Consider the following 26,714-nt stretch of genomic DNA (forward strand, 5'->3'; position numbering starts at 1 on the left):
GCCCAGGCGCTGCGCTACCGGGTCTTCTATGAGGAAATGTCGGCGACGCCTGATGCCCAGACCCGCGCGACGAAGCGCGACGTCGATCGCTTCGATTCGTTTTGCGACCATCTTCTCGTCGTCGACCACAAGCTGAGCGGCAAAGAGGGCGAGGATTTTCCGCCCGAGGCCGTTGTCGGCTGCTACCGCCTGCTGCGCCAGGACGTTGCCGAGCTTCATGGCGGTTTCTACACCGCCAGCGAATACGACATCGCACCTCTCCTGCAGCGCGCCGGTCCGGCCATGCGTTTTCTGGAACTGGGTCGCTCCTGCGTATTGCCCGCCTATCGCAACCGGCCGACCGTGGAGCTGCTCTGGCACGGCATCGCGCAATATGTGGCAAGCCGCAATCTCGATGTGATGTTCGGCTGCGCGAGCTTTGAATGCACGGACCCGCGCGAGCTTGCGTTGCCGCTCTCCTATCTCCACCACTTCCACATGACGCCGCCTGAATGGTACGTGCGTGCGCTCAACGAGCGCTATGTGGAGATGAATTTGATCGCGAAGGAAGACATCAATCCGCGCGAAGCCTGGCGCGCTTTGCCGCCCATGATCAAAGGCTATCTGCGTGCGGGCTGTTATATCGGCGACGGGGCGGTCATCGACACGCAATTCGGCACGACCGATGTGCTGATCCTTTTCCCCGTCACCCAGATTTCTGAACGCTATCTGACGAAATTCGGCTCGTCGAAAAACGTCTGAGCGTCACTCCACCGTAATCGTGATCTTCTTCGAGGCGAGCGGCGGATTGTGCGGCACATGGCCTGCATCGCCCATGATGAGCTGCAGTGTGTGCTTGCCGGGCGTCAGCTCGACTGTCGTCTGCGTCTGCCCGCCGCCGAAATGAATGTGATGCGCGTCCGCAGGGAGCGGATCGTTCAGCTCATCGCCCTTGGGCAGATCGGTGTCGATCAATAGATGATGATGGCCGGTCTTGGCCTTCTCGACACCGGCGGGCGCAACGCCCAGCCCCTTCAAACCGAAAAGCACAGTCACCGGACTTTTGACCGTCGCGCCGTCCGCAGGTGAGATGATGTAGGCCTCGGCGCCTGCAGGCCAGGGGCTTGCGGCCTCTTCTGCCTGCACGGGCATGGCGAATGACGCGCCGGCGAGCATGAGCGCGGCGGCGAGTGTTGCCGATCTGATCGTTGCGGATTGTGTTATGCGCATTTGATGCTCCTTCGTCGCCATTCATCAGGATGGAGCGAGCATCTTCGCCTTGGGGCGCGGCAAGGGCAAGCCTCGCCGCGCCCCGAGAGTCAGGCAAACGTGTATCTAGCGACCGACGTGGATGTCGCCGAGGCTGCCGAGCACGCCAAAGACCTGCAGTAGCCAGATCACAACGACGATCACGACGACCACGTTGAGGATCTGCTTAATCTTGCTGTCCATTGGAATGTAGTTATTGACGAGCCAAAGCAGCACGCCGATGGCGATCAGTATGACGACCAGATTTATGAGAGGCATGGGGGGTCTCCTCCGTTTGTCGCTGTAAAACGCGCAAACGCCCGCTTCGTTCCGCCTGGGGCGGAGCTTTGGCGGGCGCTCGCACATTCGCGAGGAGGAAAGGCCTAGCGGTCGAGGTTGTAAGCCGCAATCGCTGCCATGTTGACGAGATCGGAGACGTTCGATCCGATCGTCGCGATCTGCACCGAGCGCTTCAGGCCGACAAGCAGCGGACCGACAAGCGTCGACTGGCCAAGCACCTTGAGGAGCTTTGTCGAGATCGCGGCCGAATGTATCGCCGGCATGATGAGCACGTTTGCCGTATCGCTCAGACGGCAGAACGGATAGAGCGCCATTGCCTCGCGGCTCAGCGCGACATCGGCAGCCATTTCGCCGTCGAACTCGAAATCGACTTTCTTGGTTTCGAGAATGGCCACCGCCTCGCGCAAACGCTCGGAGCGTTCATGCATCGGATTGCCGAAGGTCGATGACGAGAGCATCGCAACGCGCGGCTCATAGCCGAGACGACGCGCAATGTCTGCCGCCGAGATCGCAATATCGGCAAGCTCTTCCGCCGTCGGCATTTCATGCACATTGGTGTCGGCGACGAGCACCGTCTGCCCGCGCGCGACGACGAGCGTGACGCCGATGACGCGCCGCCCCTCGATCGGGTCGATGACGCGCAGCACATCGTCCAGCGCCACCGCATAGTTGCGCGTGACGCCCGTCACCATCGCATCCGCATCGCCCATCTCGACCATACAGGCAGAGAAAATGTTGCGGTCGTTGTTGACGAGGCGCGTGCAGTCGCGCGTCAGATAGCCCTGACGCTGCAGGCGCTTGTAGAGGAACTCGGCATACTGGGCCGCTTGCGCCGAATTGCGCGCATTGCGGATGTCGAGATCGAGATTCGTGCCGAGACCCATGCTTTTCGCAGTCTCGTTGATCTGTTCCTCGCGTCCGATGAGGATCGGATGGCCGAGGCCCGTGTCGCGGAAGGTGAGAGCGGCGCGGATCACGCGCTCTTCTTCGCCCTCGGCAAAGACGACGCGCTTGGGGTCACGCCGCACCTTGTCCATGATCACCTGCAACATGCCGGCGGTGGGCGAAAGCCGCGCCGACAGCGTGTTCTTGTAGGCTTCCATATCGACGATGGGGTAGCGCGCAACGCCGGAATCCATCGCGGCCTTGGCGACCGCCGGCGGGATTTCGCGGATCAGGCGCGGATCGAACGGCACCGGAATGATGTATTGCGGGCCAAAGCGCGGACGCTCGCCCTGATAGGCGGCGGCGACTTCGTCGGGAACATCTTCGCGCGCGAGCTTGGCCAGCGCTTCCGCACAGGCGATCTTCATCGCCTCGTTGATCTGCGTTGCGCGCACATCGAGCGCGCCGCGGAAGATATAGGGAAAGCCCAGCACGTTGTTGACCTGGTTCGGATAGTCCGAACGTCCCGTGGCCGTGATCGCGTCGTCGCGGATAAGCGCGACTTCTTCCGGGGTGATTTCCGGATCGGGATTTGCCATCGCGAAGATGATCGGCTTCGGCGCCATGGAGCGGATCATCTTGGGTGTCAGCGCGCCCTTGGCCGAAAGGCCGAGCACAACGTCGGCCCCCTCCATCGCCTCTTCCAGCGTCCGCTTCGTGGTGACGATGGCGTGCGCCGACTTCCACTGGTTCATGCCTTCGGTGCGGCCCTGATAGACCACGCCCTTGGTGTCGCAGAGAATGGCGTTTTCATGCGGCAGGCCCATCGCCATGACGAGTTCGAGGCATGCGATGCCTGCCGAGCCCGCGCCATTGACGACCATCTTGACGTCTTTGATGTCGCGGCCGGTCAGATAGAGCGCATTGATGAGACCGGCGGCGGTGATGATCGCGGTGCCATGCTGGTCGTCGTGAAAGACGGGAATGTTCATCAGCTCGCGCAACCGGCTTTCGATGATGAAGCAGTCGGGCGCCGAGAAATCTTCGAGATTGATGCCGCCGAACGTCGGCCCCAGATAACGGATCGCTCCGACGATCTCGTCGACGTTCTTCGTGTCGATTTCGAGATCGATGGCATCTACATCGGCGAAACGCTTGAAGAGAACCGCCTTGCCTTCCATGACGGGCTTCGACGCGAGCGCGCCAAGATCGCCAAGGCCCAGAATGGCCGTGCCGTTGGAGATCACGGCAACCATGTTGCCCTTGGAGGTGTATTCGTAAGCCGCGTCCGGGTTTTCGGCGATAGCGCGTACAGGTACCGCGACCCCGGGCGAATAGGCGAGCGACAGATCATGCTGCGTCGCCATCGGTTTCGTCGGGGTAATCTCGAGTTTTCCAGGCTTTCCCTGAGAATGGAAAAGGAGGGCTTCCTCGTCGGTAAACTGGCGGCGCTTCTTGCTCATGATCACTTTGAATTCCAGGGGCAGAAGGCCCCGAATTTGTCCACAGGCGGGCAGCCCGCTTTTTAGGACGCCAACCCCTCAATAACAAGCGAAGTTGACGAATTTTGGTCAGGCCCGGCTGTTTCGTCGCCCCTTTTTCGTGGGGAGCGATCTGTTAGGCTGCGGCCCATGTCAGAGCCTATGCCCGAACCCACGCCCAACGCCCCCGAAATGTCCGGTGACGAGCCGCAAGACCAGCCGCGCGCAGCGGCTGCGCCCTTTGGCGCGATTCCGCCTGATGCCACCCCCATGATGGCCCAGTATCTGGAGATCAAGCGCGGCTATCCCGATGCGCTGCTCTTTTACCGTATGGGCGATTTCTACGAGATGTTCTTCGATGACGCCGTAAAGGCGGCTGAAACGCTGAACATCGCGCTCACCAAGCGCGGCAAGCATCTGGGCCAGGACATCGCCATGTGCGGCGTGCCGGTCCATTCGCATGAAAATTACCTCGAACGCCTGATCCGTCACGGCTTCAAGGTCGCCGTCTGCGAGCAGACCGAAGACCCGGCTGAGGCCAAGAAACGCGGCGCGAAGTCGGTGGTTCGCCGCGATGTCGTTCGTCTCGTGACGCCGGGCACGCTCACCGAAGACACGCTGCTCGACGCCCGGGCCCATAACTATCTCGCTGCGCTCGCCCGCACGGGCGGCGATACGGGCCTCGGGCTTGCCTGGACCGACGTGTCGACCGGCGAGTTCGAGGTGACATTGGTCGATCCCGGCGCGCTGGGTGCCGAGCTTGCGCGCCTCGATCCCGGCGAATTGCTGGTTGCCGACGCATTCCTGCGCGACGAAACGCTCGTCCATATTCTCGACAATCATGCCCGCGCGCTCACCGCGCTTCCCTCCTCGCGTTTTGATTCGAGCATGGGCGAGCGCCGCCTGAAGGCGCATCTCGGCGTCGGCGCGCTTGATGGCTTCGGCAGTTTCAGCAAGGCCGAAGTCGCGGCCATGGGCGCGCTTCTCGATTATGTCGAGGTGACGCAGGTGGGCCGCATGCCCGCGCTCATGGCCCCGCGTCGTGTGTCGACCGCTGCGGCGATGCAGATCGATGCGGCGACCCGCGCCAATCTCGAACTGGTGAAAACGCTGAAGGGCGAAACGCGCGGCAGCCTCTTCGCCACCATCGACCGAACGGTCACGGGCGCAGGCGCGCGCGAATTGGGAAGCCGCCTTGCCGCGCCGCTGACGGATCCGCACACCATCAACGCGCGCCTCGATGCGGTTGAATGGTGCCTCGATGCTCGCGATCTGCGCGCGAAAGCGCGTGCGCTGCTGAAAGCCGCGCCGGACATGGCGCGTGCCTTGTCGCGCCTCTCGCTCGGTCGCGGTGGCCCGCGCGATCTCGCAGCACTCCGCGACGGGCTTGCCGCCGGTCATGATCTTGCTTCGCTTCTCGACGCCGCGCCGACCGCACTTCTGCCCCTGCCGGACGAGATCGCAAATATTGCAAACGCGCTTCGCAGCGCAGGCGCGCAATTGCATGATCGCCTCGCAGAAACACTGGCCGACGATTTGCCGCTCATCGCTCGCGACGGCGGGTTCATCGCCAAGGGCGTTTCCGCGCCGCTCGACGAATTGCGCATGCTGCGCGATGAAAGCCGCAGGCTGATTGCCGGGCTGCAAACGAAATATGCCGATGCCACAGGCGTTTCCGTGCTGAAGGTGCGGCACAACAACGTGCTGGGCTTCTATATCGAGATTCCGCCGCGCCACGCCGACCGTCTGCATGGTCAAGCCGATTACATCCACCGCCAGACGCTCGCCAATGCCGTGCGCTTCACGACGCCCGAGCTTGCCGAACTCGCAAGCCGCATCGCCGAAGCGGCAGGCCGCGTTCTCGAACTCGAACTCGGCCTCTTTGATGAGCTTGTTGCGGCGGCGCTTGAAAAAACCGATGTGATTGCGCGCGCCGCTTCCGCCCTTGCGATGATCGACGCCACTTCGGCGCTTGCCGAACTCGCCGCCGAACGCCGCTATCGCCGCCCGCGCGTCGATGACAGCCTCGCCTTTGCAATCAAAGGCGGCCGCCATCCCGTCGTTGAGGCAGCGCTTGAACGCGAAGCATCCTCGACGCCCTTCGTGCCCAATGATTGCGACCTGTCGGAGAAGAACCTCTGGCTGCTGACCGGCCCCAACATGGCCGGTAAATCGACCTTCCTGCGTCAGAACGCATTGATCGCGATCATGGCGCAGATGGGAAGTTTCGTGCCCGCAGAAGATGCGCATATCGGCACGGTCGATCGCCTGTTCTCTCGTGTCGGCGCGGCTGACGATCTCGCGCGTGGCCGCTCGACCTTCATGGTCGAGATGGTGGAGACGGCGGCAATCCTCAATCAGGCGGGCCCGCGCTCGCTCGTCATCCTCGACGAGATCGGTCGCGGCACGGCAACCTTTGACGGCTTGTCGATCGCATGGGCCGCTGTCGAAAATCTGCATGAGGTGAACAAGTCGCGCGCGCTTTTCGCCACGCATTATCACGAGCTGACGGCGCTTGCCGAAAAGCTGAGCGGCCTGACGAATGCGACCATGCGCGTCAAGGAATGGGAAGGCGACGTCGTATTCCTGCATGAAGTCGCGGCAGGCGCGGCCGATCGCTCCTACGGCATTCAGGTCGCGAAACTCGCAGGCCTGCCGTCTGCCGTCATCGCCCGCGCGCAATCGGTTCTCGCCGCATTGGAAAAAGGCGGACAAGGCGCGCGTGCGACAACGCTGATCGATGAACTGCCTCTATTTTCAGCCGCCGCAAAACCGGCTGCTGCCGCCCCGCGCGAAAGCGCGGCTGAAGCGGAGTTGAAGAAGATCAATCCCGATGAGTTGTCGCCGAAGGATGCGCTGGACGTGCTTTATCGGTTGAAGGGCCTGCTCTCCTGATAGGCCCCACCCACGTTGCGTCATGCCCCGGCTTGACCGGGGCATCCATCTTTCCGTTGTAACGCAAAGATGGATCGCCCGATCGAGTCGGGCGATGACGAATATGGGCGGAAGGAGACGCGCGGGCTTACTTCCGCGCCACGTAAATGCACTCGTCGCGCAGCAGGCCCCACTTCACTTCCTCATGCGGCGCGCGGCGGTAGGCTTCGACCGTGAAGCCAGCCGCTTCGAGCTTCGCCTTGAAGTCGCGGCCATAGAAACGCCGATGGTCCGTACCGCCGAAATGAGCCATGCGCTCGTCAGGGTCCGTCACGGCCGGGTTTTCATAGGTTTCTTCGCGCGACAGGTTGATCGGCACGGAGAAAAACCCAAGCCCTCCGGGCTTCAGCACACGGAACATCTCGCGCATTGCAAGCGCGTCCTCATCCACATGCTCGAACACGTGATTGGCGATCACCACATCGAACGAATTGTCGGGCCGGTCGATCCTGGTGATGTCGAGCCGGTACTTCGCAATCGGCGAATAGAGATCGGCAGGCTCGTATTTCGGGTTTTTCTTCATCGCTCGCATCAGCCATTTTTCGGGGCCGAACTGCAGAATGCTCTTGTCGCCTAGATCGATCCCGTGATCGTTCAGATAGAGCTGGATCAGCCGGTGCCGCTCGCGGCTTCCGCAATTGGGGCAGCGCGTATCCCAGCGCGACGGGCGCCCGACGGACAGGAATGTCCCGTGATAGCCGCAGATCGGGCAATCGCGAGCGATTTTCTTGCGCGAAAACTGCGCCCGGTCTTTCCACCAGCCCTGAAGGAGGCGGCTGAAAATTTTGCGTTTGTCGAATTGCGCTTGGCTGGGCAAGGGGTGGCCTGTCTGCTGGTCCTGAGAGAGCTAGACATAGAGGGGCCATGCGCGGGTTGGCAAGGCCCCCGCTTGCTCGAAAGCGGGGGCCTCGGGTCTCGGTCAGAGCACATCCGGTTTTACATAGAGATCGGAAATGGCCGTCTGCAGTAGTTGAGCGCCTTCGGTCGCATTGCCGGCCTTGCAGTCCTGTACGCCGCTCTTGTGTGCTTGTGCTGCCTTTGTCCAATAAGGCAGCCCCTCCTTGAATGGCTCAAGATAGGTGAATTGCGCATTGAGCTTGGTGCAGACTTCGGCAGCGTCCCCGGCAGAAATACTGGACGTGGCGGCGTAAGCTGTGGTTGAGGCCATCGCCAGGGCGGCGGCAAGTCCGATGAATATTCTGCTCATGATTTAACTCCCGTATCTGTTGAAACGGGCGCGAGAGCGGGGCCGAAAATATTAAGGCTGCGCGCTTTCGCCCGCTAACGAAAAGATGGGGTCGCGGGGATTGCGAAAAAGCCCATGAACGCCGTTTTTGCCTTAAATCTCTGTAACGGATCGTTCATGACACAGACGAACGAAAAAAACGGCATGTCCGGTAAAGGACATGCCGCAGTTGTCACCCTTGGAGGTTGCTGGGTAAATTGATCAGTAAGTGCTGGCGGGCGCTGGCGTCGTCGTCGGGGTGGGCGTCGCTTCCTTCTTCATCTTCTTGTGCGATGCCTTGTGCACTTTCTTCGTCATGTCTTTCTTCATAGTGCCCGTCGTGTCGCTCTTCATCGGCGCTGCCGTCGTCGTGGCGGGCGCGCTCGTGGTCGGGGCTGCCATCTGGTCGGCGGCAAGCGCCGGACCGGAGATCAGAGCAGCGGCAATGGCGGCCAACGCGAATTTCTTCAGCATTTTGACGTTTCCAGTGTGGCGCCTCCCGGCCCGCCGCTGTCGCGGTGGCGGGGCGCCGGATCAAGGGCGGTTGCTTGCCCTCGGACAAAACACTGTTCTCCTGCTTCGGCGGGATATCGACGGGATTGTGGCCGAACGGCGGCAAGCAATGAAATCTTCGTAATAATGCGGACATATTCGGGTAATCTTATGGAGTGGATTGCCGCATATATCGCGACGGTCATCGGCAAGGCCCGACGATTTGGCGTGAGGGTCCGTCAACGCCATATTGTTGATCTTGCTGTACCATGGCCCCGCATCGCCCGAACTGGCGGCACATCTGGAGATCTGAAATATGGGCCGCATGCTGCCCAGCCTCCTCGAAATCGTTGACCCGAGCCGCCTCAAAACGCAGCTCGACGCAATCGCCGTGGCCCATAAGGGCAATGGCGAGGCGCAGAAACGTGCGCTTGTCGAAGTGTTCAAGGCGACGCTTGCCGCCGGTCGCGCCAAGGCCCGCGAACGGCTCGAACAGGGCGCCCATCGCGGCCGCGCCTGCGCCGAGAGCCTGTGTTATCTCCAGGACACGATCATCCGCGCACTGCATGATTATGCGGTCGAACAGGTTTACCCGGTCGCCAATCCCAGCAGTGCCGAAAATCTCTCCATCGCCGCCGTCGGCGGTTATGGCCGGGGCACATTGGCGCCCGGCTCCGACATCGATCTCCTGTTCCTGCTTCCCTACAAGCAGACCCCTTGGGGCGAGAGCGTCGTCGAATATATGCTCTATGTGCTTTGGGACCTGGGCTTGAAGGTCGGCCATTCGACGCGCACCGTGACGGATTGCATCCGCCTTGCGCGCGAGGATTTCACGATCCGCACCGCGCTTCTCGAAGCGCGCTATCTCGACGGCGATGAAAAACTTTTTGCCGAACTCGAAAAGCGGTTCGATGAGGAAGTCGTCAAGGGCACCGGCAATGAATTCGTGGAAGCGAAGCTCGCCGAGCGCGATATACGCCACCGCCGCTCGGGCGAAAGCCGCTATCTGGTCGAGCCCAATGTGAAGGACGGCAAGGGCGGGCTCCGCGATCTGAACACGCTGTTCTGGATCGCGAAATATCTCTACCGCGTCAAGCAATCCTCCGACCTCATCAAGGAAGGCGTCTTCACCCGACAGGAATATGCGACCTTCCGCAAGGCGGAGGATTTTCTCTGGGCCGTGCGCTGCGAGCTGCATTTCGTTGCCGGTCGCGCCGAGGAGCGCATCACCTTCGATATCCAGACCGAGATGGCAAACCGGCTCGGCTATCACGGCCATGCCGGATTGAAGGCTGTCGAGCGCTTCATGAAGCACTATTTTCTTGTCGCAAAGGATGTCGGCGATCTGACGCGCATCTTCTGCGCCGCGCTTGAAGATCAGGAGCGCAAGAAGAAGCCCGGCATAGGTCGCTTCATGCAGAAGCTGCGTCGCAAGAAAGTCATCAAGGGCTTCAAGCTTGAAGGCGACCGCCTGTCTTTCACGAGCGACAAGGCGGTTGAAAACGATCCCGTAAACCTCGTCCGTATTTTTCATGTTGCGGATGCGGATGGGCTGGACATTCATCCCGACGCGCTGAAGCTCGTCACGCGCTCGCTGAAATTCATCGGTGCCGAATTGCGCGCCGATGCGGAGGCGAACCGTCTCTTCCTCGAAATCCTCACCTCGCGCAAGGAGCCCGAGCGCACGCTTCGCCTGATGAATGAGGCGGGCGTGCTCGGTCGTTTCGTTCCCGACTTCGGCCGCATCGTCGCGCTAATGCAATTCAACATGTATCACCACTACACGGCCGACGAGCATCTCCTGCGCGCCATAGGCATTCTTTCGGAAGTCGAAAAGGGCGGCGAGCATACCGACCATCCCCTGGCGACCGAGATCATGTCGAAGATCCAGAGCCGCAACGCGCTCTTCATGTCGGTCTTTCTGCACGACATCGCCAAGGGCCGCGACGAGGATCACTCCGATGCGGGCGAGCGCATTGCGCGCCACCTCTGCCCTCGTCTCGGCATGAGCGCGGGCGAGACCGAAACGGTTGCCTGGCTCGTCAAGAACCACCTCGTGATGAGCGACGTCGCTCAGCGGCGCGATATTTCCGATCCGCGCACGGTGAAGGACTTCGCCGATCTGGTGCAAAGTCCCGAGCGGCTGAAAATGCTGTTCGTCCTCACCGTTGTCGACATCAAGGCGGTCGGTCCCGGCGTCTGGAATGGCTGGAAGGCGCAGCTCTTGCGTGAACTCTATTTTGAAACGGCGGCCCTGCTGCAAGGCGGCGAAAGCGCGGTCAATCGGGCCGGGCGCGTTGCCGAGGCGAAGGAAGCTCTGGGCTTGCGCCTCGCCGACTGGCCGGAGGCTGAGCGCGCCAACTACAAGGCACGCCACACCGATGGCTATTGGCTCGCCTTCGACACCGATACGCAGGAGCGCCATGCGCGTTTGATCGCCGAGGCGAAGGGCGCGGCCCTGACGGTCGCCGCCCAGCCCGAGCCGACGCGCGACGTGACAGTGCTGACGCTTTATGCGGAAGACCATCCCGGCCTCTTCTCACGCTTTGCAGGCGCTTGCGCGATCCTCGGCATGAATATCGTCGATGCGAAGATTTTCACCACGCGCGACGGTATGGCGCTCGACATGCTCTGGGTGCAGGACGAGGCGGGCGGCGCGATTTCAGAGCCGCGCCGCATCAAGCGTCTGGAAGAAACGATCCGCAAGGTTCTGGCGGGCGAAGTCCTGCCACCTGAGATGATCGAGCAGCGCTTCAAGGGCGAGAGCCGCACCGAAGCTTTCTCCATCGCGCCGCAGGTTTTCATCGACAATGATGCTTCGGACACATACACGGTCATCGAGGTGAACGGGCTCGATCGTCCGGGCCTCGTCCATGCCTTGACCAAGGCGCTCTTTCATCTGGGCCTCACCATCGGCTCGGCCCATATCACGACCTATGGCGAGCGCGCGGTCGACGTTTTCTATGTGAAGGATGTGATTGGCCACAAGGTGACGAACGCGAACAAGAAAAAAGCCGTCGAGCGCCATCTCCTGGATGCGCTCGCCAATCCGACGCAAAACGCGCGGCCCGCAAAATCGCGCCGTCGCGATGAAATCGTGGCTGCTGAATGATAATCAGATCTTCGATCTATTCTTTCTTCCCCTCCTCCCTTGAGGGGGAGGTCGGAACGCGCAGCGTTCCGGGTGGGGGGGCTTCTTCGCAAGACTCTTTCCTGCACTCTTTTCTTCGCGGCTTACCCCCCTCCCAACCCTCCCCCTCAAGGGGGGAGGGCTATAGCGCGGCGGGCACGACGCAATGAACCTCATGCGTTCAGCCGCCACCGTTGGCGGCACGACTTTCCTTTCACGTATCCTGGGCTTCGTGCGCGACATGATGGTGGCATCCGCCATCGGCACGGGGCCGATCGCGGACGCCTTCTTCGTCGCCTTTCGCTTCCCCAACATGTTCCGCTCGATCTTTGCCGAAGGCGCGTTCAACTCCGCTTTCGTGCCGCTCTTTGCCAAGCGCCTCGAGGCGGAAGGCGAAGCCTCGGCGCGGCGCTTTGCGGAAGAGGCGACATCGGCGCTGCTTTTCGTGCTTCTGCTGCTCACCATCTTTGCGATGATCTTCATGCCCGCGCTGATGCACGTTTTCGCGCCGGGCTTTGGCGACGATCCGCAAAAGCGCATCTGGGCGATCCAGTTTTCGCGCGTGACCTTTCCCTATCTGCTTTTCATTTCGCTGACTGCCGTTCAGGCCGCGATCCTGAATTCGCTGGGCAAATTCTTTGCAGGCGCAGCCGCTCCCGTGATGCTCAACGTCACGATGATCATCGCCCTCTTCTTCGTCGTGCCGCTCTCGGCCAACCCGGGTCTCGCGCTCTCATGGGGTGTGGCGATTGCGGGCGTCGTGCAGTTCATCTGGCTGGCGATATCATGTCAGCGCGCAGGCATGACGCTTCGTCTGCGCCTGCCCCGTCTCACGCCCGATGTGAAACGTCTCGTCAAACTCGGTGTGCCCGGCGTCATCGCAGGCGGCATCGGGCAGGTGAACCTCACCATTGGCACCATGATCGCGACGCTTCAGGCGGGCGCTGTGTCGTGGCTCTACTATGCCGACCGCATCTATCAATTGCCGCTCGGCGTCGTCGGCATTGCCATCGGCGTCGTGCTGCTCCCCGATCTTTCGCGACGCCTGCGGGCAAACGACGATGCAGGCGCACATAGAAGCCTCAATCGCGCGCTTGAGTTTGCGATGCTTCTCACCGTGCCTGCCGCTGTCGCGCTCGCGGTCATTCCGCATGACATCATCAAGGTCCTGTTCGAACGCGGCCGCTTCACCGCCGCCGATACGCAGGCGACCTCGCTGGCGCTGGCGATCTATGCCATCGGCCTCCCCGCCTTCGTATTGAACAAGGTTTTCTCGCCCGCTTTCTTTGCGCGGGAGAACACATGGACGCCGTTGAAATTTGCTGGCATCAGCGTCGCGGTAAACGTGTCGTCGAGCTTTCTGCTCTTCCAGTTCATCGGCTTTCCCGGCATCGCGGCGGGAACGACCATCGCCGCCTGGACGAATACGCTGCAGCTCGGAACGCGCCTCTGGCGGCACGGCCATTTCACGCCCGACGCCCAATTGAAACACCGTCTGCCGCTGACGCTGCTCGCCTCCACCGGTATGGGCGCGGCGCTTTGGGTCGGCTCCGAACTTCTCGCGCCCGCCTTCAACCTGCATTTCCTCGCCAGCGTCTGGGTGCTGACAGGCCTCATCAGCGGCGGCCTCGTCGTCTACGCCATCTTCTGCGAATTCACCGGTGCGGCGCAGCTTGCCGATATCAGGCGCGCGGTCAGACGAGGCTGAGCACTTCTGCTCGCGATGATGAAAAGGTAAAAACAAAAAACTGCGGCCCCGGCAACTTTCCCTCGCCGGGGCCGCGTTCGCGCGCGAAGTTTGAGGAAGGAGACCTAATCAAACCTCGCAGCGGCGAAAATCACTTCAGTCCGAGACGCTTCGCAACGCCCGCGCCGTAAGCCGGATCGGCCTTGGTGAAGTGGCCGATCTGACGGCGCTGGATTTCCTCCGGCACGCTTGCCATTGCACCGGCTATCGATGTCATTAACGCATCACGCTGGCTTTCGTTCATCAGCCGGAACAAATCTCCCGCCTGCGTATAGTCGTCATTGCCTTCGCGATGATCGTAACGATAGGCGTCGCCGGAGATCTTGAGCGGCGGTTCCTTGACGCTTGGATCTTCAACCGGCCCGCCGAAGGAGTTCGGCTCGTAATTGACCGCGCCGCCATAATTCCCGTCGAAGCGCATCGCGCCGTCGCGGTGATATGTGTGCACGGGGCAGCGCGGACGGTTGACCGGCAGCGCCTCGGCATTGACGCCGACGCGATAGCGATGGGCATCGGCATAGGAGAAGATGCGGAATTGCAGCATCTTGTCCGGGCTGTGGCTGATGCCGGGCACGACGTTCGCGGGCGAGAAGGTCGATTGCTCGACATCCGCGTGGTAATTATCGGGATTGCGGTTGAGCACCATCTCGCCGACTTCGATCAGCGGGAAATCCTTGTGCGGCCAAACCTTCGTCAGGTCGAAGGGATTGTAGGGCGTCTTCTCTGCCTGCTCTTCGGTCATGACCTGCACGAACACGCGCCACTTCGGATGGTCGCCGCGCTCGATCGCTTCATAAAGATCGCGCTGATGGCTCTCGCGATCCTCGCCGATGAGCTTCGTGCTCTCCGCGTCGGTCAGGTTCTCGATGCCCTGCATGGTCTTGAAGTGAAACTTGACCCAGTGCCGCTCATTCTTCGCATTGATGAAGCTGTAAGTATGCGAGCCGAAGCCATGCATATTGCGCAGCGTCTTGGGAATGCCGCGATCGGAGAAAAGGATCGTGACCTGGTGGAGGCTTTCCGGGCTCAGCGACCAGAAATCCCACATCGCCGTCGGGTTGCGCATATTGGTGCGCGGATCGCGCTTCTGCGTATGGATGAAATCGGAGAACTTATAGGGATCGCGCACGAAGAAGACCGGCGTATTGTTGCCGACGAGATCCCAGTTGCCTTCATCCGTATAGAATTTGAGGGCAAAGCCGCGCACGTCGCGCTCGGCATCCGCCGCGCCGCGCTCGCCTGCCACCGTCGAGAAACGCAGGAACATGGGCGTCTCCTTGCCCACAGCCGCGAAGATGCTCGCCTTGGTATATTTCGTGATGTCCTTGGTCACGCGGAAGGTGCCAAACGCCGCCGAGCCCTTGGCATGGACGACGCGCTCGGGAATGCGCTCGCGGTTGAAATGCCCGTGCTTTTCAAAGAGCGGCCAGTCCTGCACCAGCAACGGCCCGCGCGGGCCTGCCGTCAGCGCGTTCTGATTGTCGGAAACGGGAATGCCCGCAGATGTCGTCAGTCGTTCGGGTTTCTTTGTCTTGTCGGTCATGAGCCGCATCCTCCTAGATTACAACAGTTCTAAACTAAGGACCCGGGCGCTTTGCGTCAAGGTATTTTGGAATAATTCTAGAAAGTAAGCGCGACCATCCGGGCATTGCCTTCGCCCGGCCGCCGCCGCATAAACCGTGGCGAAGCCCCAATTTCGGGGTGTCCGCGACGGATATTCTAGAATGAAACAGCCCACGAACCGCGTCTTTTCCGGCGTCCAGCCCACAGGCAACCTGCATCTTGGCAATTACCTCGGTGCAATCCGCAACTTTGTTGGACTTCAGGACACACACGAATGCATCTACTGCGTCGTGGATCTGCACGCGATCACCGTCTGGCAGGACCCCAGGGAACTCGCCGCCAATACGCGCGAAGTCGCGGCGGCCTATATCGCGGCGGGCATCGACCCTGAAAAGCACATCATTTTCAACCAGTCGAAGGTCGCGGCCCATGCCGAACTCGCCTGGGTTCTGAATTGCGTCGCCCGCATGGGCTGGCTGAACCGCATGACCCAGTTCAAGGACAAGGCTGGCAAGGACCGCGAGAAGGCCTCCGTCGGCCTCTATGCCTATCCGGTGCTGATGGCGGCCGACATTCTCGTCTATCGCGCAACCCATGTGCCGGTCGGCGAAGACCAGAAGCAGCATCTGGAGCTTGCCCGCGACGTTGCCCAGAAGTTCAACAACGATTTTGCCGATACGGGCGCGAAGGACTTCTTCCCGCTTCCCGAGCCCATCATCATGGGCCCCGCGACGCGCGTCATGTCCTTGCGCGACGGCACCAAGAAAATGTCGAAGTCCGACCCGTCCGACTATTCGCGCATTACGCTGAAGGATACCGCCGACGACATCGCGCTGAAAATCCGTAAAGCCCAGACCGATCCCGAGCCCCTTCCCGAAACCGTCGATGGCCTTGAAGGCCGCGCCGGGGCCGACAATCTGGTCGGCATTTATGCAGCCCTTGCCGGTCAGACGAAGGCTGAGGTTCTGGCCGAATTCGGCGGCAAGCAGTTTGGCGTCTTCAAGCCTGCGCTGGCCGAGCTTGCGGTGGCGAAGCTCTCGCCCATCACCAGCGAAATGAAACGCATGATGGAGAACGATCAGGGCTATATTGATGCGGTGCTGGAAAAAGGCGCAGAGCGCGCCCGCGCTATCGCCGATCCCATCTACCGGCACGTTCGCGAGATTGTCGGCTTTATCTGAGGGAGCTTTAATTAGGCGCAAGCCTTCCCCATCTAGGCTTTTCTAGCGACAGCGAGGAGTGACGGTCCCAATGGCCTTTCGTGACAGTGCCGAGCGCCTGGGCGCCAGTCTTTGGGGATGGGTGCGAGACAGCTTCGACAGTGCGAGCGACGCCATTCGCCGCCGCTGGACCTATCGCAAGGAGTGGTCGGCCGGTGACGACAGCAGCAGCGGCGAGCCGCGCGCTGGTGGCTTCTGGCGCAACCTCAACGATCGTCCGGGCCTCGGCGGCATCGTCAAGCGTGGCCTGATCGCGATTGTCATCCTCATTCTGCTCTACTATCCGATCGGCATGCTGATCGTGAACACGGTCGATGACGATCCGAACTTCGCGCCTGTGGGCGAGAATGCGGCACCGGCCGGCAGCAGCGCGGCCGTCGCCGTCATGGCAGGTCTGATCGACCGCGAAGTGAACGAAAACTCCTGGACCGCTAACGATCCCTTTTTCCAGCCGGGTTCCATGCTCGACAATATGCCGAACTTCCAGACCGGCATCATGAGCGCGCTGGCGCGCTTCTCCTTCGAGATGACCGATCAGGTCGGCCGCACACGCGGCTCCAGCGAAGCCGATCCCGATCTGCAAAAGGCGGCGGGCCTGCTTCAATATCCCGGCGACGTATGGCTCTGGAATCCGACAGTCTCGCTCGCGCCGCGCGCCAGTTCTGAATCGCAATATCGCGACGCCCGCAAGGCGCTCATCCGCTACAACGCCCGCCTCGGCGCCGGCAAGGCGACCTTCGAGCGCCGCGCCGACAATCTGATGGCAACGATCGAGCGCATCGCAAGCGATCTCGGCTCGCAATCGGCCATCCTCGACGATGAAGTGCGCGAACATTCCGGCGATTTCATCGATACGAATGCGGACGATGTTTTCTACAACACAAAGGGCAAGCTCTACGGCTATTATCTGATCCTGAAGGCGCTGGGCGAGGATTTCGCGCCTGTCATCAAGGAGAAGGGCCTGACGAAGAACTGGGCCCAGATGCTCGATACGTTCCGCGAGGGCGCGGAGCTTTCGCCGCTCGTCGTCGTCAATGGCCGCCCGGATTCGATGTTCCAGCCGAGCCACCTCGCCGCACAGGGCTTCTATCTTCTGCGCGCCCGCACACAAGCGCGGGAAGTTGCAAACGTGCTTTTGAAATAGTCCGCCCGCCTTGCCGCTTCCAACCTCAAATGAGACAATGGCGCCATGACAGAGAGCGAAAGCCCACGCCCGGTGGCTGCTGCCAAGCGTCGCAAGTTTCTGGTGGTCGCAGACGGCACGCCTGAATCCGAAATTGCCATCCACTTCGCCAGCCTGCGTGCAAAGCATACGGACGGCGTGGTGACGCTGCTTGCCGTGCTTGGCCCGCCCGATGCGGCCAGCCAGTGGCTGGGCGTGCAAAATCTCATGCGCGAAGAAGCGCGCAGCGAAGCTGAGGCGGTGCTGCACAAGCTTGCCACGCAGGTAAACGAATATTCGGGCATCATGCCTGAACTCGTGATCCGCGAAGGCCGCCTCGCCGACGAGCTGCACAAGTTCATCGAAGAGGACAAGGATATCGCGATCCTCGTTCTCGCATCGGGCACCGGCAAGGACGGTCCCGGTCCGCTCGTCTCCAGCGTCGGCAACAAGGGCTTCCCGATCCCCGTGACCGTTGTTCCGGGTACCTTGAGCGAAGCGGATATTCAGGCACTCGCCTGATCGCGTCTCGCTGCCTCAAACTGTCAACAGCGCCCCGCATCCCGTTTCTTCAAGCAATGCTCTCGCCGCTTCGCGGTCGGTCTCCGAAAGATCGGCAAAGGAACGCCTGAGCGTCAGCAGGCATTTTGCCTGATAGGGGTTCGTATCCTGCACCCAGGTCGCGCCGTCGATCTCGGTTTCCATTTTGCTCTTCCCGGCATCTATGACGGCGGCATTGGCGATGAGCAAGGGCAGATAGACGCGCCCGAAAAGTGCAAGCAGCGCCTTCAGCGTGTCGGGCAGCGTCGCGCTTGTCAGCCAATCTTCTTCGCGCGCCTCATATCCCGACAGGTCTTCCATCACATCGACCCATGCATAGACGCGCGGCGCTCGTTTCAGCGCCAGTGCGCTCGGTGTCGGATCGACATGGGTGAGCTGCGTCAACTGTCCGAAGAATCCGAAATCCGATGCGCCGGGCCGGCCGCCCATCAAAAAGGGATAACGGCTCAGATGCGCGTTGAACGTATCGAGAAACGCTTTGTAATTGGCCTCGATGATCTTGCCCGTCGTCGCATTCGAGCCGACGACATAAAGCCGGTCGATTTGCCGCTTCGAGAACAGCGCGCCCTGCCGAGCGATGAAATCATCCGTCCACGTTATATTTATCCAGCGTGGCAACACTTGCGCCGCCTGCGCCACATCGGCGTCAAAGGCCCAGCGATAATGGAACATCGCCTTGGTGAGCCACTCATCGCCGAAATCCTCGAGCATCTCATCGACGAAGCGCAATAAGGGATCGGGCGGCAATATGCTGCGCCCGGCCACCTCGCGCTCCATTCGCCGGATGATCGGCGTCGAATCCACCACCGCCTCAAGCTGCCCGTCAGCGCCCGGCAGATAGAAGGTCGGCAAAAGTTCGACCTTGGGCGAGGGATAACCCTCGACCGGCCCGTGTGGGCGGATGAGATAGCGATAGGCGATATGCCGGTAGCGCAAAACCGACAGCATCTTGCGCGTGTAAGGCGACCCCGGCGAGCCCCTGAGCGCGATTGGAAAATTGTAAGCCATGACCCCCCGTCCCGACACAATTGACACTTATCGTGTCACTATATCCACATCCCGAAAAGGTCACAATTGCGCAGGCGACTTCCGCGAGGGGCAGGCGTAGCCTTCCGCCATGACGCATTCACAGTGCTGGCGCGTAAAAGCCATGACCTTTGTCGAACGCAGCCAGATCGTCGCGAATCTGGCCGACAAACGCCGCTGTCTGAAACTCGCCACCAAATGCATGCGCTATTCGGTGCGCCTCGACAGGCCCGCAGCGTCACCCGTGCAACCCTCCGCGCCGAAAGCAGCGTGAGCAGCAAAGCGCTCGATTGCCCTCGCATCATGAGCCGTCATCGCCCGGCCTGATCGGGCGAGAAGCCGCATATCCCCGGCATGGCTTGATTCCTCCCCCGCCAAGGTCCATCTATAGGCCACAAGATTGCCGCTAACCCATGCGGCTAAAAGGGTTTTTTCTCCCGAGGGCCAGAATGTTCATCCAGACCGAGGCGACGCCGAACCCGGCGACCCTGAAGTTCATCCCCGGCCGCGAGGTTCTGGGCGAAGGCCATGTGGCCGATTTCCCAAATGCCGAAGCCGCCAAGCGTTCGCCGCTGGCGATGCGTCTTTTCGGCGTTGAGGGCGTCTCGGGCGTCTTTTTCGGTTCCGATTTCGTGACCGTCACGAAAAGCGACGGTGAGTGGCAGCATCTGAAGCCTGCCCTTCTCGGCGCGATCATGGAGCATTTCACCGGCGGCGCGCCGATGCTTTTCGATGCGGTCGGCGGGCAGGTTTCGGCTCATGCGGCGCATGAAGGCGAAAACGCGGAGATCGTCGCCCAGATCAAGGAAGTGCTCGATACGCGCATCCGTCCCGCCGTTGCGCAGGATGGCGGCGACATCACCTTTCAGGGCTTCGAGGATGGCGTTGTGTTCCTCAACATGCAGGGTTCCTGCGCGGGTTGCCCCTCCTCGACCATCACTCTGAAGCGCGGCGTTGAAAACACGCTGAAGCATTACGTTCCGGAAGTGACGGAAGTTCGCGCCACCTGATCCGGGCGTTACCCTGCGGCTTTTCCGTTGCTCTTCGATTGTTGCAGTGACGCCCGGTCATTGTTGTCGCCGGAGGGCTGGCGCAATTGTTCGCGCACGTTATCTTGGCGCGGCGGAGCCTGACGCGGCTTCGAATGATTTCAGCCCATCTCGGAGTTATTAATCCCATGATCGCCACTCAGGGCGCGGCTTTGTCCGACGACGCACTCGACACAATCTTCCGTACCGCGCGCACGCATAACGCATGGACGTCAAAGCCCGTGTCCGACGAGACGCTGGTGAAGCTTTACGACCTTATGAAATGGGGTCCGACGAGCGCCAATTGTTCGCCCGCGCGCATCGTCTTCGTGAAGTCGGCGGAAGCGAAGGAAAGGCTCTCGCCTGCCCTGTCGGACGGCAATCGCACCAAGACCATGTCGGCGCCCGTCACCGCGATCATCGGCTATGACGTCGAATTCTACGAACTGCTGCCGAAACTTTTCCCGCACGACCTCACCGCCAAGACCTGGTTCAACTGGTCGGCCGAATGGGCCGAGCAGACGGCCTTTCGCAACGGATCCTTGCAGGGCGCCTATTTGATGATCGCGGCGCGTTCGCTCGGTCTCGATTGCGGGCCGATGTCGGGTTTCGACATGGCGAAGGTGAACGAGGCGTTCTTCGCGGGCACGACCGTGAAAGCGAACTTCCTCTGCAATCTCGGTTACGGCGATCCCAAGGGGCTCTTCGATCGCAGCCCGCGTCTCGCTTTCGACGAAGCCTGCAAGATCGCCTGAGAAATATAGTTCGATAACGGAGCATCTGGCCCTGCCCCTTCTCGCACTCGATACGGCACAAGGTGCGCTTTCCGCCGCCATTCTGGACGGAGAGCGCATCCTTGCGCATCGCTTCGAGGTCCGCACGCGCGGCCATGCCGAAGAGCTGATGCCGATGATCGAGGCGGTGCTGGCCGATGCGTCGCTGACGCCCGGCGATCTGACCGCGCTTGCCGTCACCATAGGGCCGGGCACATTCACCGGCCTGCGCGTCGGCCTTGCCGCCGCGCGCGGATTGGCGCTCGCCCGCGCCTTGCCGCTTGTCGGCGTCACCACGCTTGAGGCGCTGGCCGCGCCTGTAGAGGCCGAAAAGGGCGAAGCCATCGCCGCCGCCTTCGATGCAAAACGCGGTGAAGTCTATTTGCAGATATTCGACGCTGCGCATGCGCCCTTGAGCGAGCCGATGATCGTCGCGCTTGATGAAGCGCTCGGCCATATGCCGGGCGAGGCCTTCGTCGCGGTCGGCACTGGTGCCGCGCTGATCGCCGAACGCTTGTCGACGAGAGGCGTCGCCTGCCGCTTTTCCGACGCGCCGCCCCAGCCTGACGCGCTTGCGGTTGCACGTATCGCTGTTGCGCGTCTTGCGGCCCACGGGCCGGACCGCTTCCGCATCGCGCCCGCACCGCTATATTTGCGCGCGCCCGATGCAAAGCTTCCCGGCGGGCTTGATCCGGTGCTGGGCTGATGAGCGGCCTCGACAAAGCGGGAATAAATATTCACGCCGCCAATGCCGGGTCGCTCACACAAATGGCAGCGCTTCACGCAGCTTCCTTTGACGAGGCATGGGGCGAAGCCGCCTTGTCAGAAATCCTCGCCATGCCGGGCGCTTTTGCCTTGGTAGTAACCGCTTGCGACGACGAGCAGGCACCGCAATTGCTGGGCTTCGTGCTGGCGCGTGTTGCTGCCGACGAGGCTGAAATTCTGTCCGTCGCGGTCGATATTTCCCATCGCGCTCAAGGCGTTGGGCGAAAGCTCATGGAAGCTGCCGCAGCCACCGCCATCGCATCGGGCGCGGTTTCTCTTTTTCTGGAAGTGGCTGACGACAATCTCTCGGCGCTCGCCCTTTACGAACGCCTCGGCTTCGTGACTGTGGGTTTGCGCCCCGCTTATTACGCGCGCGGCGCAACCCGCGTCGCGGCGCGCACCATGCGCATGGACCTGGCCAAAGCCTGAGTCTTAAAACGGTTATATTTCAGGTGCTTAGTATGCTAAAAGGAGTTGGACGCGGATAGCGCGACCGTGGCATAGAGCCCCCAACGGAGCTAATATGACAACGATGACGAAGAACACCTCCGCGACAGACCCAGTGCCCGCCGTCCCCATGGATGAGGCGCGCATAGAGAATCTCTGCATCGAAAAAAACATGCGGATGACTGAACAGCGCCGCGTCATCGCGCGCGTTCTTTCGCTTGCCCATGACCATCCCGATGTCGAAGAGGTCTATCACCGCGCCTCGGCGGTCGACAGCAAGATTTCGATTGCAACCGTCTACCGCACGGTACGCCTGTTTGAGGAAGCGGGCATTCTTGAGCGCCATGATTTCCGCGACGGCCGCTCGCGCTACGAGCAGGTGACTGACGAACATCACGATCACCTGATCGACCTGGAGACGGGCAATGTGATCGAATTTCACAATGATGAGATCGAGCGGTTGCAGAAAATCATCGCTCGAGAGCTTGGTTTCGATCTCGTGGATCACCGCCTGGAGCTTTATGGTGTTCCGCTCGACCGCGACCGCAAACCGGGCGACCCCCGCAAGAAGGCGTGATCTTCGGCGCGGTGCTGGAGTGAGACGAAGAGGAGATGCTCATGGGGCGATTGCGCGCAGGTGTGCTTCTCGCCGGTTTCATTCTGTCCGCGCTGCTGCTGATGCCCGTTCAGGCGTTGGGGCTGCGGTTCGGCCTGCCTTTCGCCAAGACGCTGCCGAACCGTTATCACCGCTTTCTCTGCAAGCTGATCGGCATTCGCGTCATCACGCGTGGCGTGCCTTATGAAGGCGGCGCTTGCCTCATTGCGGCCAATCACACGTCCTGGCTGGATATTCCGGTCATGGCGTCGCTGCGGCCGTCATCCTTTGTGGCAAAGAGCGAAGTGGCGGGATGGCCCTTCTTCGGCACACTGGCGCGTCTGCAGCAAACCGTCTTCGTCGAGCGCGAGCGGCGCACGCGCACGGCGGAATCGCGCAACGAGATTCATGCCCGCATTGCAGGCGGCGACCGGCTGATCCTTTTTCCCGAAGGCACGTCGAGCGACGGCAATCGTGTGCTGCCCTTCAAGAGCGCGCTGATGAGCGTCGCCCAGCTCACCATTGTCAGCAGAGAGGAAGACCGCGAGGACGATCTCGTCGTCCAGCCCGTTTCGGTCGCCTATGTCCGGCTCTGTGGCCTGCCGATGGGTCGCCAGTTCCGGCCCTTTTTCGCCTGGTATGGTGACATGGAGCTTTTCCCCCATCTCTGGGAAGCTTTCTCGCTCGGGCCCATCGAGGTCATCGTCGAATATCACAAGCCCGTCACCATCCGCGAAATCGGCAACCGCAAGGCGCTGGCCGCCTATTGCGAGGATAGCTGCCGTAAAGGCGTGGCGCGGGCCCTGACCGGGAGCCCCGAGCCGGTCGAGCAGGCCGCCGAGCCCGCAGGCGCGATGGAACCGGCCACTGCCCTCAAGGCGGGATGAAGCCGGGTCCGAGATTTGAGGATGCGGACCCACGCCGCCCTCGTGCTAGGATAGAGCCGATATTTGTTGAGCCCGCGAAGGAGACGAGCGCAAACCTTGTATGAGAAGACCGCGTCATCCCGGCATGTCAGCGCGCCGGACGAAGGCAAAGCCCGCGATCCCATGAGTGAATCGGATCTTGCCGCCCCCGCGCCGCAGAAGAAAATCTTCGTAAAAACATACGGTTGCCAGATGAATGTCTATGACTCGGCCCGCATGGTCGACGTCATGGCGCCTGAAGGCTATGCCGAAGCAACCTCGCCCGAAGATGCCGACATCATCCTCCTGAACACCTGCCACATTCGTGAGCGGGCTGCGGAGAAGGTGTATTCCGAGCTTGGCCGCTTGCGTGACATGAAGGCGGAACGGCGCGAGCAGGGCAAAGACCTGATTGTCGGCGTTGCCGGTTGCGTCGCGCAGGCCGAGGGCGAGGAGATGCGGCGCCGCGCGCCTTACGTCGACATGATCGTCGGCCCGCAAACCTATCACCGCCTGCCAGAGCTTGTGACGCGCGCCGCCAATGGCGGCCCGACGCTGATCGAAACCGAATTCCCGGTGGATGATAAATTCGCCAGCCTGCCCGCCCCTGAAAAGCGCAAGACGCTGGCGCGTGGGCCGACGGCCTTTCTCACCATTCAGGAAGGCTGCGACAAGTTCTGCACCTTCTGCGTCGTGCCCTATACGCGCGGCTCCGAATATTCGCGCCCCGTAGCGCGCATCGAGGAAGAGGCCCGCTCGCTGGTCGATGCGGGCGTGCGTGAAATCACCCTGCTCGGCCAGAACGTCAACGCCTATCACGGCGATGATGCGAAGGGCGAAGCCTCCTCGCTCGGCCAGTTGATCCGCGCATTGGCCGCGATCGATGGCCTCGAGCGTCTGCGCTACACGACGAGCCATCCCCGCGACATGGATGACGAGCTGATCGCCGCCCATGGCGAGGTCGAGGCGCTGATGCCCTATCTGCATCTGCCGGTGCAGTCGGGGTCGGATGCCGTGCTCGACAAGATGAACCGTCAGCATACGGCTGAACATTATATCCGCCTGATCGAGCGCATTCGCGCCGCGCGGCCCGACATCGCGCTCTCGTCCGATTTCATCGTCGGCTTTCCCGGTGAGACGGAAGAGGACTTCGAGGCGACGCTCTCGCTCATTCGCGAGGTCGGCTTCGTGCAGGCCTATTCGTTCAAATACAGCCCCCGCCCCGGCACGCCCGCCGCCACACGCGACGGCCAGATTGCCGAAGAGGTGAAGGTCGAACGGCTTCAGCGCCTGCAGGCGCTCGTGGCCGAACAGCAATTGCGTTTCAACAAATCATGCGCGGGCCGCACCATGCCCGTGTTGTTCGATCGCCGCGGCCGCACAGCGACGCAACTTGTCGGCCGCAGCCCCTATCTCCAGTCCGTGCATCTGGATGACGCACCGCCGCATCTGTTCGGGCGGATCGCACAGGTTGAGATCGAAGAAGGATTTGCCATGAGCCTCCGTGGCCGTCTCGCAATGAGTGAGGCGGTCGTTGCCTAAAGCGCGATCCGCAAAAGCGTCAGCGGTTTTGCGGCAAGATCGCGCTCATCTTGCAGAGTTCACGTCGACATCTGAAAGGAAAGGTTGCAGTTGGGCGCATCGAACCAGATGAACGCATCGAGTGGGGGAACCGGCGGCAAGAGCGACGGCGACAGTCTCGTCATCGCCTTTGACGACAACAGGCTTCTGACCGAGCTTTTCGGAGAGCATGACCGAAATCTCGTTCGCATCGAGGAAGGCCTCGGCGTGCTTGCAAGCTCGCGTGGCAACAAACTCGTCATCACCGGCAAACCCAAGGCCCGTGCCCAGGCCGATCGCGTTTTCCGCGATCTTTATCAGCGTTTGAAATCCGGCCTCGATGTGACGGCCGGTGAAGTCGATGGAGCGATCCGCATGTCGAAGGCGCCGGAAGGCGAAAGCGGCCCCGGCACAACCGGACGCCAGATTCATACCAAGCGCCGCGTCATCGGCCCGCGCTCGCCGACCCAGACGACCTATATCGATGCGCTGATGAACAATGAGCTTGTTTTCGGCATCGGCCCGGCGGGCACAGGCAAGACCTATCTGGCGGTTGCCGTCGCGGTGCAGATGCTGCTGCAAAAACGCGTCGACCGGATCATCCTGTCGCGCCCCGCCGTCGAGGCGGGCGAACGTCTGGGTTTTCTGCCCGGCGATCTGAAGGAAAAGATCGACCCCTATCTGAGGCCGCTTTACGACGCGCTTTACGACACGCTGCCCGGCGAACAGGTGGTGCGTGAAATCGAATCCGGCGAAATCGAGGTTGCGCCGCTCGCCTTCATGCGTGGCCGCACGCTGGCCAATTCCTTCGTCATTCTCGACGAAGCGCAGAACACGACGCCCGTGCAGATGAAGATGTTTCTGACGCGCCTTGGCGAAAACAGCCGCATGGCGATCACCGGCGATCCGAGCCAGGTCGATCTGCCGCTTGGCGCAAAATCGGGGCTGCGCGACGCGCTTGACGTGCTCGATGGCGTGCCCGGCATTGCGACGGTGCGCTTTTCGGACGCAGATGTGGTGCGTCACCCGCTCGTGACGCGGGTGGTAAAAGCCTACAATGCGCGCGATCGTGGCCTGCTTGATCCGCGTGGGAACAACAGGGAATGACTCGAGGAATGAGAATGAGCGGCGGTCAGACGGCGCGGACGCGTAAAGCGCCCGACGGTGCAAGTCCGGTGCATGGGCTCGAAATCGACATTATGCGCGAGACGGGCAATTGGGCGAGCGGCACGGAGGACAGCGTTCGTCGCGCTGCCGAACATGCCTATGTCGTTGCGGGCCCCTCGGAAGAGGCGGAGCTTTGCATCGTGCTTGCCGACGATGCCTTCGTGCAGGCCCTGAACAAGACCTATTGCGGCAAGGACAAGCCGACCAATGTGCTTTCCTTTCCCGCAGGCGCGATCCCTGTGGCGATAGGGCCCGAGCCGCTCATCGACATGGGCTCGCGTCTTCTCGGCGATGTCGTGCTCGCGCAGGAAACGATTGCGCGCGAAGCCGCCGAACAGGGCAAGAGCTTTGCCGATCATCTTTCCCATCTCGTCGTTCACGGCGTTCTGCACCTTCTGGGACAAGACCATGAGGAAGATGCGCAGGCCGAAGAAATGGAAGCGCTTGAACGCGACATATTAGAGGATCTCGATATTTCTGACCCTTACGCAAGCGTGCGCGACGCAGATGTCTGACACAAG

Annotated in this window: 25 protein-coding genes; 17 read left to right on the plus strand and 8 right to left on the minus strand. The window is 61.4% G+C overall.

Going from position 1 to position 26,714, the window contains the following annotated elements; genetic code table 11:
- A partial coding sequence (locus tag WA943_RS10185) for a GNAT family N-acetyltransferase (protein ID WP_424469764.1) occupies positions 1-741 on the plus strand: 741 nt, incomplete at its 5' end.
- 3 nt (positions 742-744) lie between these two features.
- Here the strand turns inward: WA943_RS10185 and WA943_RS10190 are convergent.
- From WA943_RS10190 to WA943_RS10200, 3 genes are all read right to left on the minus strand, one after another.
- Positions 745-1,209, minus strand: coding sequence for a DUF4399 domain-containing protein (locus WA943_RS10190; RefSeq protein WP_424469765.1), 465 nt, complete (start codon positions 1,207-1,209; stop codon positions 745-747).
- A gap of 105 nt (positions 1,210-1,314) precedes the next feature.
- Entirely contained in the window at positions 1,315-1,506 is a 192-nt protein-coding gene (locus WA943_RS10195) for a Thivi_2564 family membrane protein (protein WP_424469766.1), read from the minus strand.
- A 104-nt stretch (positions 1,507-1,610) separates the two neighbouring features.
- Positions 1,611-3,875 carry an NADP-dependent malic enzyme gene (locus WA943_RS10200; protein WP_424469767.1) on the minus strand — a complete coding sequence of 755 codons (2,265 nt, stop codon included), beginning with the start codon at positions 3,873-3,875 and terminating at the stop codon, positions 1,611-1,613.
- 168 nt (positions 3,876-4,043) lie between these two features.
- Between WA943_RS10200 and mutS the strand changes: the two genes are divergently transcribed.
- Positions 4,044-6,788, plus strand: a complete 2,745-nt coding sequence (mutS, locus tag WA943_RS10205) for a DNA mismatch repair protein MutS (protein WP_424469768.1) — start codon at positions 4,044-4,046, stop codon at positions 6,786-6,788.
- A gap of 127 nt (positions 6,789-6,915) precedes the next feature.
- On the opposite strand, the gene WA943_RS10210 is transcribed toward mutS, so the two are convergent.
- The 3 genes from WA943_RS10210 to WA943_RS10220 all read right to left on the minus strand — a co-directional run bounded on the left by WA943_RS10210 (position 6,916) and on the right by WA943_RS10220 (position 8,526).
- Positions 6,916-7,644, minus strand: a complete 729-nt coding sequence (locus WA943_RS10210) for a class I SAM-dependent methyltransferase (protein ID WP_424469769.1) — start codon at positions 7,642-7,644, stop codon at positions 6,916-6,918.
- A 102-nt stretch (positions 7,645-7,746) separates the two neighbouring features.
- Complete coding sequence (locus tag WA943_RS10215) at positions 7,747-8,034, minus strand: hypothetical protein (protein ID WP_424469770.1); 288 nt, start codon at positions 8,032-8,034, stop codon at positions 7,747-7,749.
- A gap of 240 nt (positions 8,035-8,274) precedes the next feature.
- A complete protein-coding gene (locus tag WA943_RS10220) occupies positions 8,275-8,526 on the minus strand; it encodes a hypothetical protein (RefSeq protein ID WP_424469771.1) in 252 nt (83 codons plus the stop codon).
- A 334-nt stretch (positions 8,527-8,860) separates the two neighbouring features.
- Between WA943_RS10220 and WA943_RS10225 the strand changes: the two genes are divergently transcribed.
- Both WA943_RS10225 and murJ read left to right on the plus strand, forming a co-directional pair.
- Complete coding sequence (locus WA943_RS10225; RefSeq protein ID WP_424469772.1) at positions 8,861-11,656, plus strand: [protein-PII] uridylyltransferase; 2,796 nt, start codon at positions 8,861-8,863, stop codon at positions 11,654-11,656.
- Positions 11,657-11,840: 184 nt separating this feature from the next.
- A complete protein-coding gene (murJ, locus tag WA943_RS10230; RefSeq protein WP_424469773.1) occupies positions 11,841-13,382 on the plus strand; it encodes a murein biosynthesis integral membrane protein MurJ in 1,542 nt (513 codons plus the stop codon).
- A gap of 130 nt (positions 13,383-13,512) precedes the next feature.
- Here the strand turns inward: murJ and WA943_RS10235 are convergent, their stop codons facing one another.
- Positions 13,513-14,964, minus strand: a complete 1,452-nt coding sequence (locus WA943_RS10235) for a catalase (protein ID WP_424469774.1) — start codon at positions 14,962-14,964, stop codon at positions 13,513-13,515.
- Positions 14,965-15,145: 181 nt separating this feature from the next.
- Between WA943_RS10235 and trpS the strand changes: the two genes are divergently transcribed.
- The 3 genes from trpS to WA943_RS10250 all read left to right on the plus strand — a co-directional run bounded on the left by trpS (position 15,146) and on the right by WA943_RS10250 (position 17,888).
- Positions 15,146-16,165 carry a tryptophan--tRNA ligase gene (gene trpS, locus WA943_RS10240; RefSeq protein WP_424469775.1) on the plus strand — a complete coding sequence of 340 codons (1,020 nt, stop codon included), beginning with the start codon at positions 15,146-15,148 and terminating at the stop codon, positions 16,163-16,165.
- 70 nt (positions 16,166-16,235) lie between these two features.
- Complete coding sequence (locus WA943_RS10245) at positions 16,236-17,348, plus strand: DUF2333 family protein (protein WP_424469776.1); 1,113 nt, start codon at positions 16,236-16,238, stop codon at positions 17,346-17,348.
- Between the two features lie 45 nt (positions 17,349-17,393).
- Positions 17,394-17,888: a universal stress protein gene (locus tag WA943_RS10250; RefSeq protein WP_424469777.1), complete on the plus strand. Its 495-nt coding sequence runs from the start codon at positions 17,394-17,396 to the stop codon at positions 17,886-17,888.
- A gap of 15 nt (positions 17,889-17,903) precedes the next feature.
- Here WA943_RS10250 and WA943_RS10255 read toward each other — a convergent pair whose 3' ends face one another.
- Positions 17,904-18,935 carry a glutathione S-transferase C-terminal domain-containing protein gene (locus WA943_RS10255; protein WP_424469778.1) on the minus strand — a complete coding sequence of 344 codons (1,032 nt, stop codon included), beginning with the start codon at positions 18,933-18,935 and terminating at the stop codon, positions 17,904-17,906.
- A gap of 109 nt (positions 18,936-19,044) precedes the next feature.
- Between WA943_RS10255 and WA943_RS10260 the strand changes: the two genes are divergently transcribed.
- From WA943_RS10260 to ybeY, 10 genes are all read left to right on the plus strand, one after another.
- Positions 19,045-19,227 carry a hypothetical protein gene (locus tag WA943_RS10260; protein WP_424469779.1) on the plus strand — a complete coding sequence of 61 codons (183 nt, stop codon included), beginning with the start codon at positions 19,045-19,047 and terminating at the stop codon, positions 19,225-19,227.
- A 175-nt stretch (positions 19,228-19,402) separates the two neighbouring features.
- The gene (locus tag WA943_RS10265; protein WP_424469780.1) at positions 19,403-19,963 is read left to right on the plus strand and encodes a NifU family protein; all 561 of its coding nucleotides are present in this window, start codon (positions 19,403-19,405) and stop codon (positions 19,961-19,963) included.
- A gap of 167 nt (positions 19,964-20,130) precedes the next feature.
- On the plus strand, positions 20,131-20,736 hold the full coding sequence (locus WA943_RS10270) for a malonic semialdehyde reductase (RefSeq protein WP_424469781.1): 606 nt from the start codon (positions 20,131-20,133) through the stop codon (positions 20,734-20,736).
- A 31-nt stretch (positions 20,737-20,767) separates the two neighbouring features.
- Positions 20,768-21,460 carry a tRNA (adenosine(37)-N6)-threonylcarbamoyltransferase complex dimerization subunit type 1 TsaB gene (gene tsaB / locus WA943_RS10275; protein WP_424469794.1) on the plus strand — a complete coding sequence of 231 codons (693 nt, stop codon included), beginning with the start codon at positions 20,768-20,770 and terminating at the stop codon, positions 21,458-21,460.
- Positions 21,460-21,948, plus strand: a complete 489-nt coding sequence (locus WA943_RS10280) for a GNAT family N-acetyltransferase (RefSeq protein WP_424469782.1) — start codon at positions 21,460-21,462, stop codon at positions 21,946-21,948. Before tsaB ends, WA943_RS10280 begins: the two co-directional genes overlap by 1 nt.
- A gap of 103 nt (positions 21,949-22,051) precedes the next feature.
- Complete coding sequence (locus WA943_RS10285) at positions 22,052-22,543, plus strand: Fur family transcriptional regulator (RefSeq protein ID WP_424469795.1); 492 nt, start codon at positions 22,052-22,054, stop codon at positions 22,541-22,543.
- A gap of 41 nt (positions 22,544-22,584) precedes the next feature.
- Positions 22,585-23,448, plus strand: coding sequence for a lysophospholipid acyltransferase family protein (locus WA943_RS10290; RefSeq protein WP_424469783.1), 864 nt, complete (start codon positions 22,585-22,587; stop codon positions 23,446-23,448).
- A 162-nt stretch (positions 23,449-23,610) separates the two neighbouring features.
- Entirely contained in the window at positions 23,611-25,008 is a 1,398-nt protein-coding gene (gene miaB / locus WA943_RS10295; RefSeq protein WP_424469784.1) for a tRNA (N6-isopentenyl adenosine(37)-C2)-methylthiotransferase MiaB, read from the plus strand.
- A 108-nt stretch (positions 25,009-25,116) separates the two neighbouring features.
- Positions 25,117-26,133 (plus strand): PhoH family protein, encoded by a 1,017-nt coding sequence (locus tag WA943_RS10300; protein ID WP_424469796.1) that lies wholly within the window; start codon positions 25,117-25,119, stop codon positions 26,131-26,133.
- A gap of 14 nt (positions 26,134-26,147) precedes the next feature.
- Positions 26,148-26,708, plus strand: coding sequence for an rRNA maturation RNase YbeY (gene ybeY, locus WA943_RS10305; RefSeq protein ID WP_424469785.1), 561 nt, complete (start codon positions 26,148-26,150; stop codon positions 26,706-26,708).
- Positions 26,709-26,714: the final 6 nt, after the last annotated feature.

Source organism: Parvibaculum sp. (assembly GCF_049651025.1).
In the GTDB taxonomy this organism is placed as follows: Bacteria; Pseudomonadota; Alphaproteobacteria; order Parvibaculales; family Parvibaculaceae; genus Parvibaculum.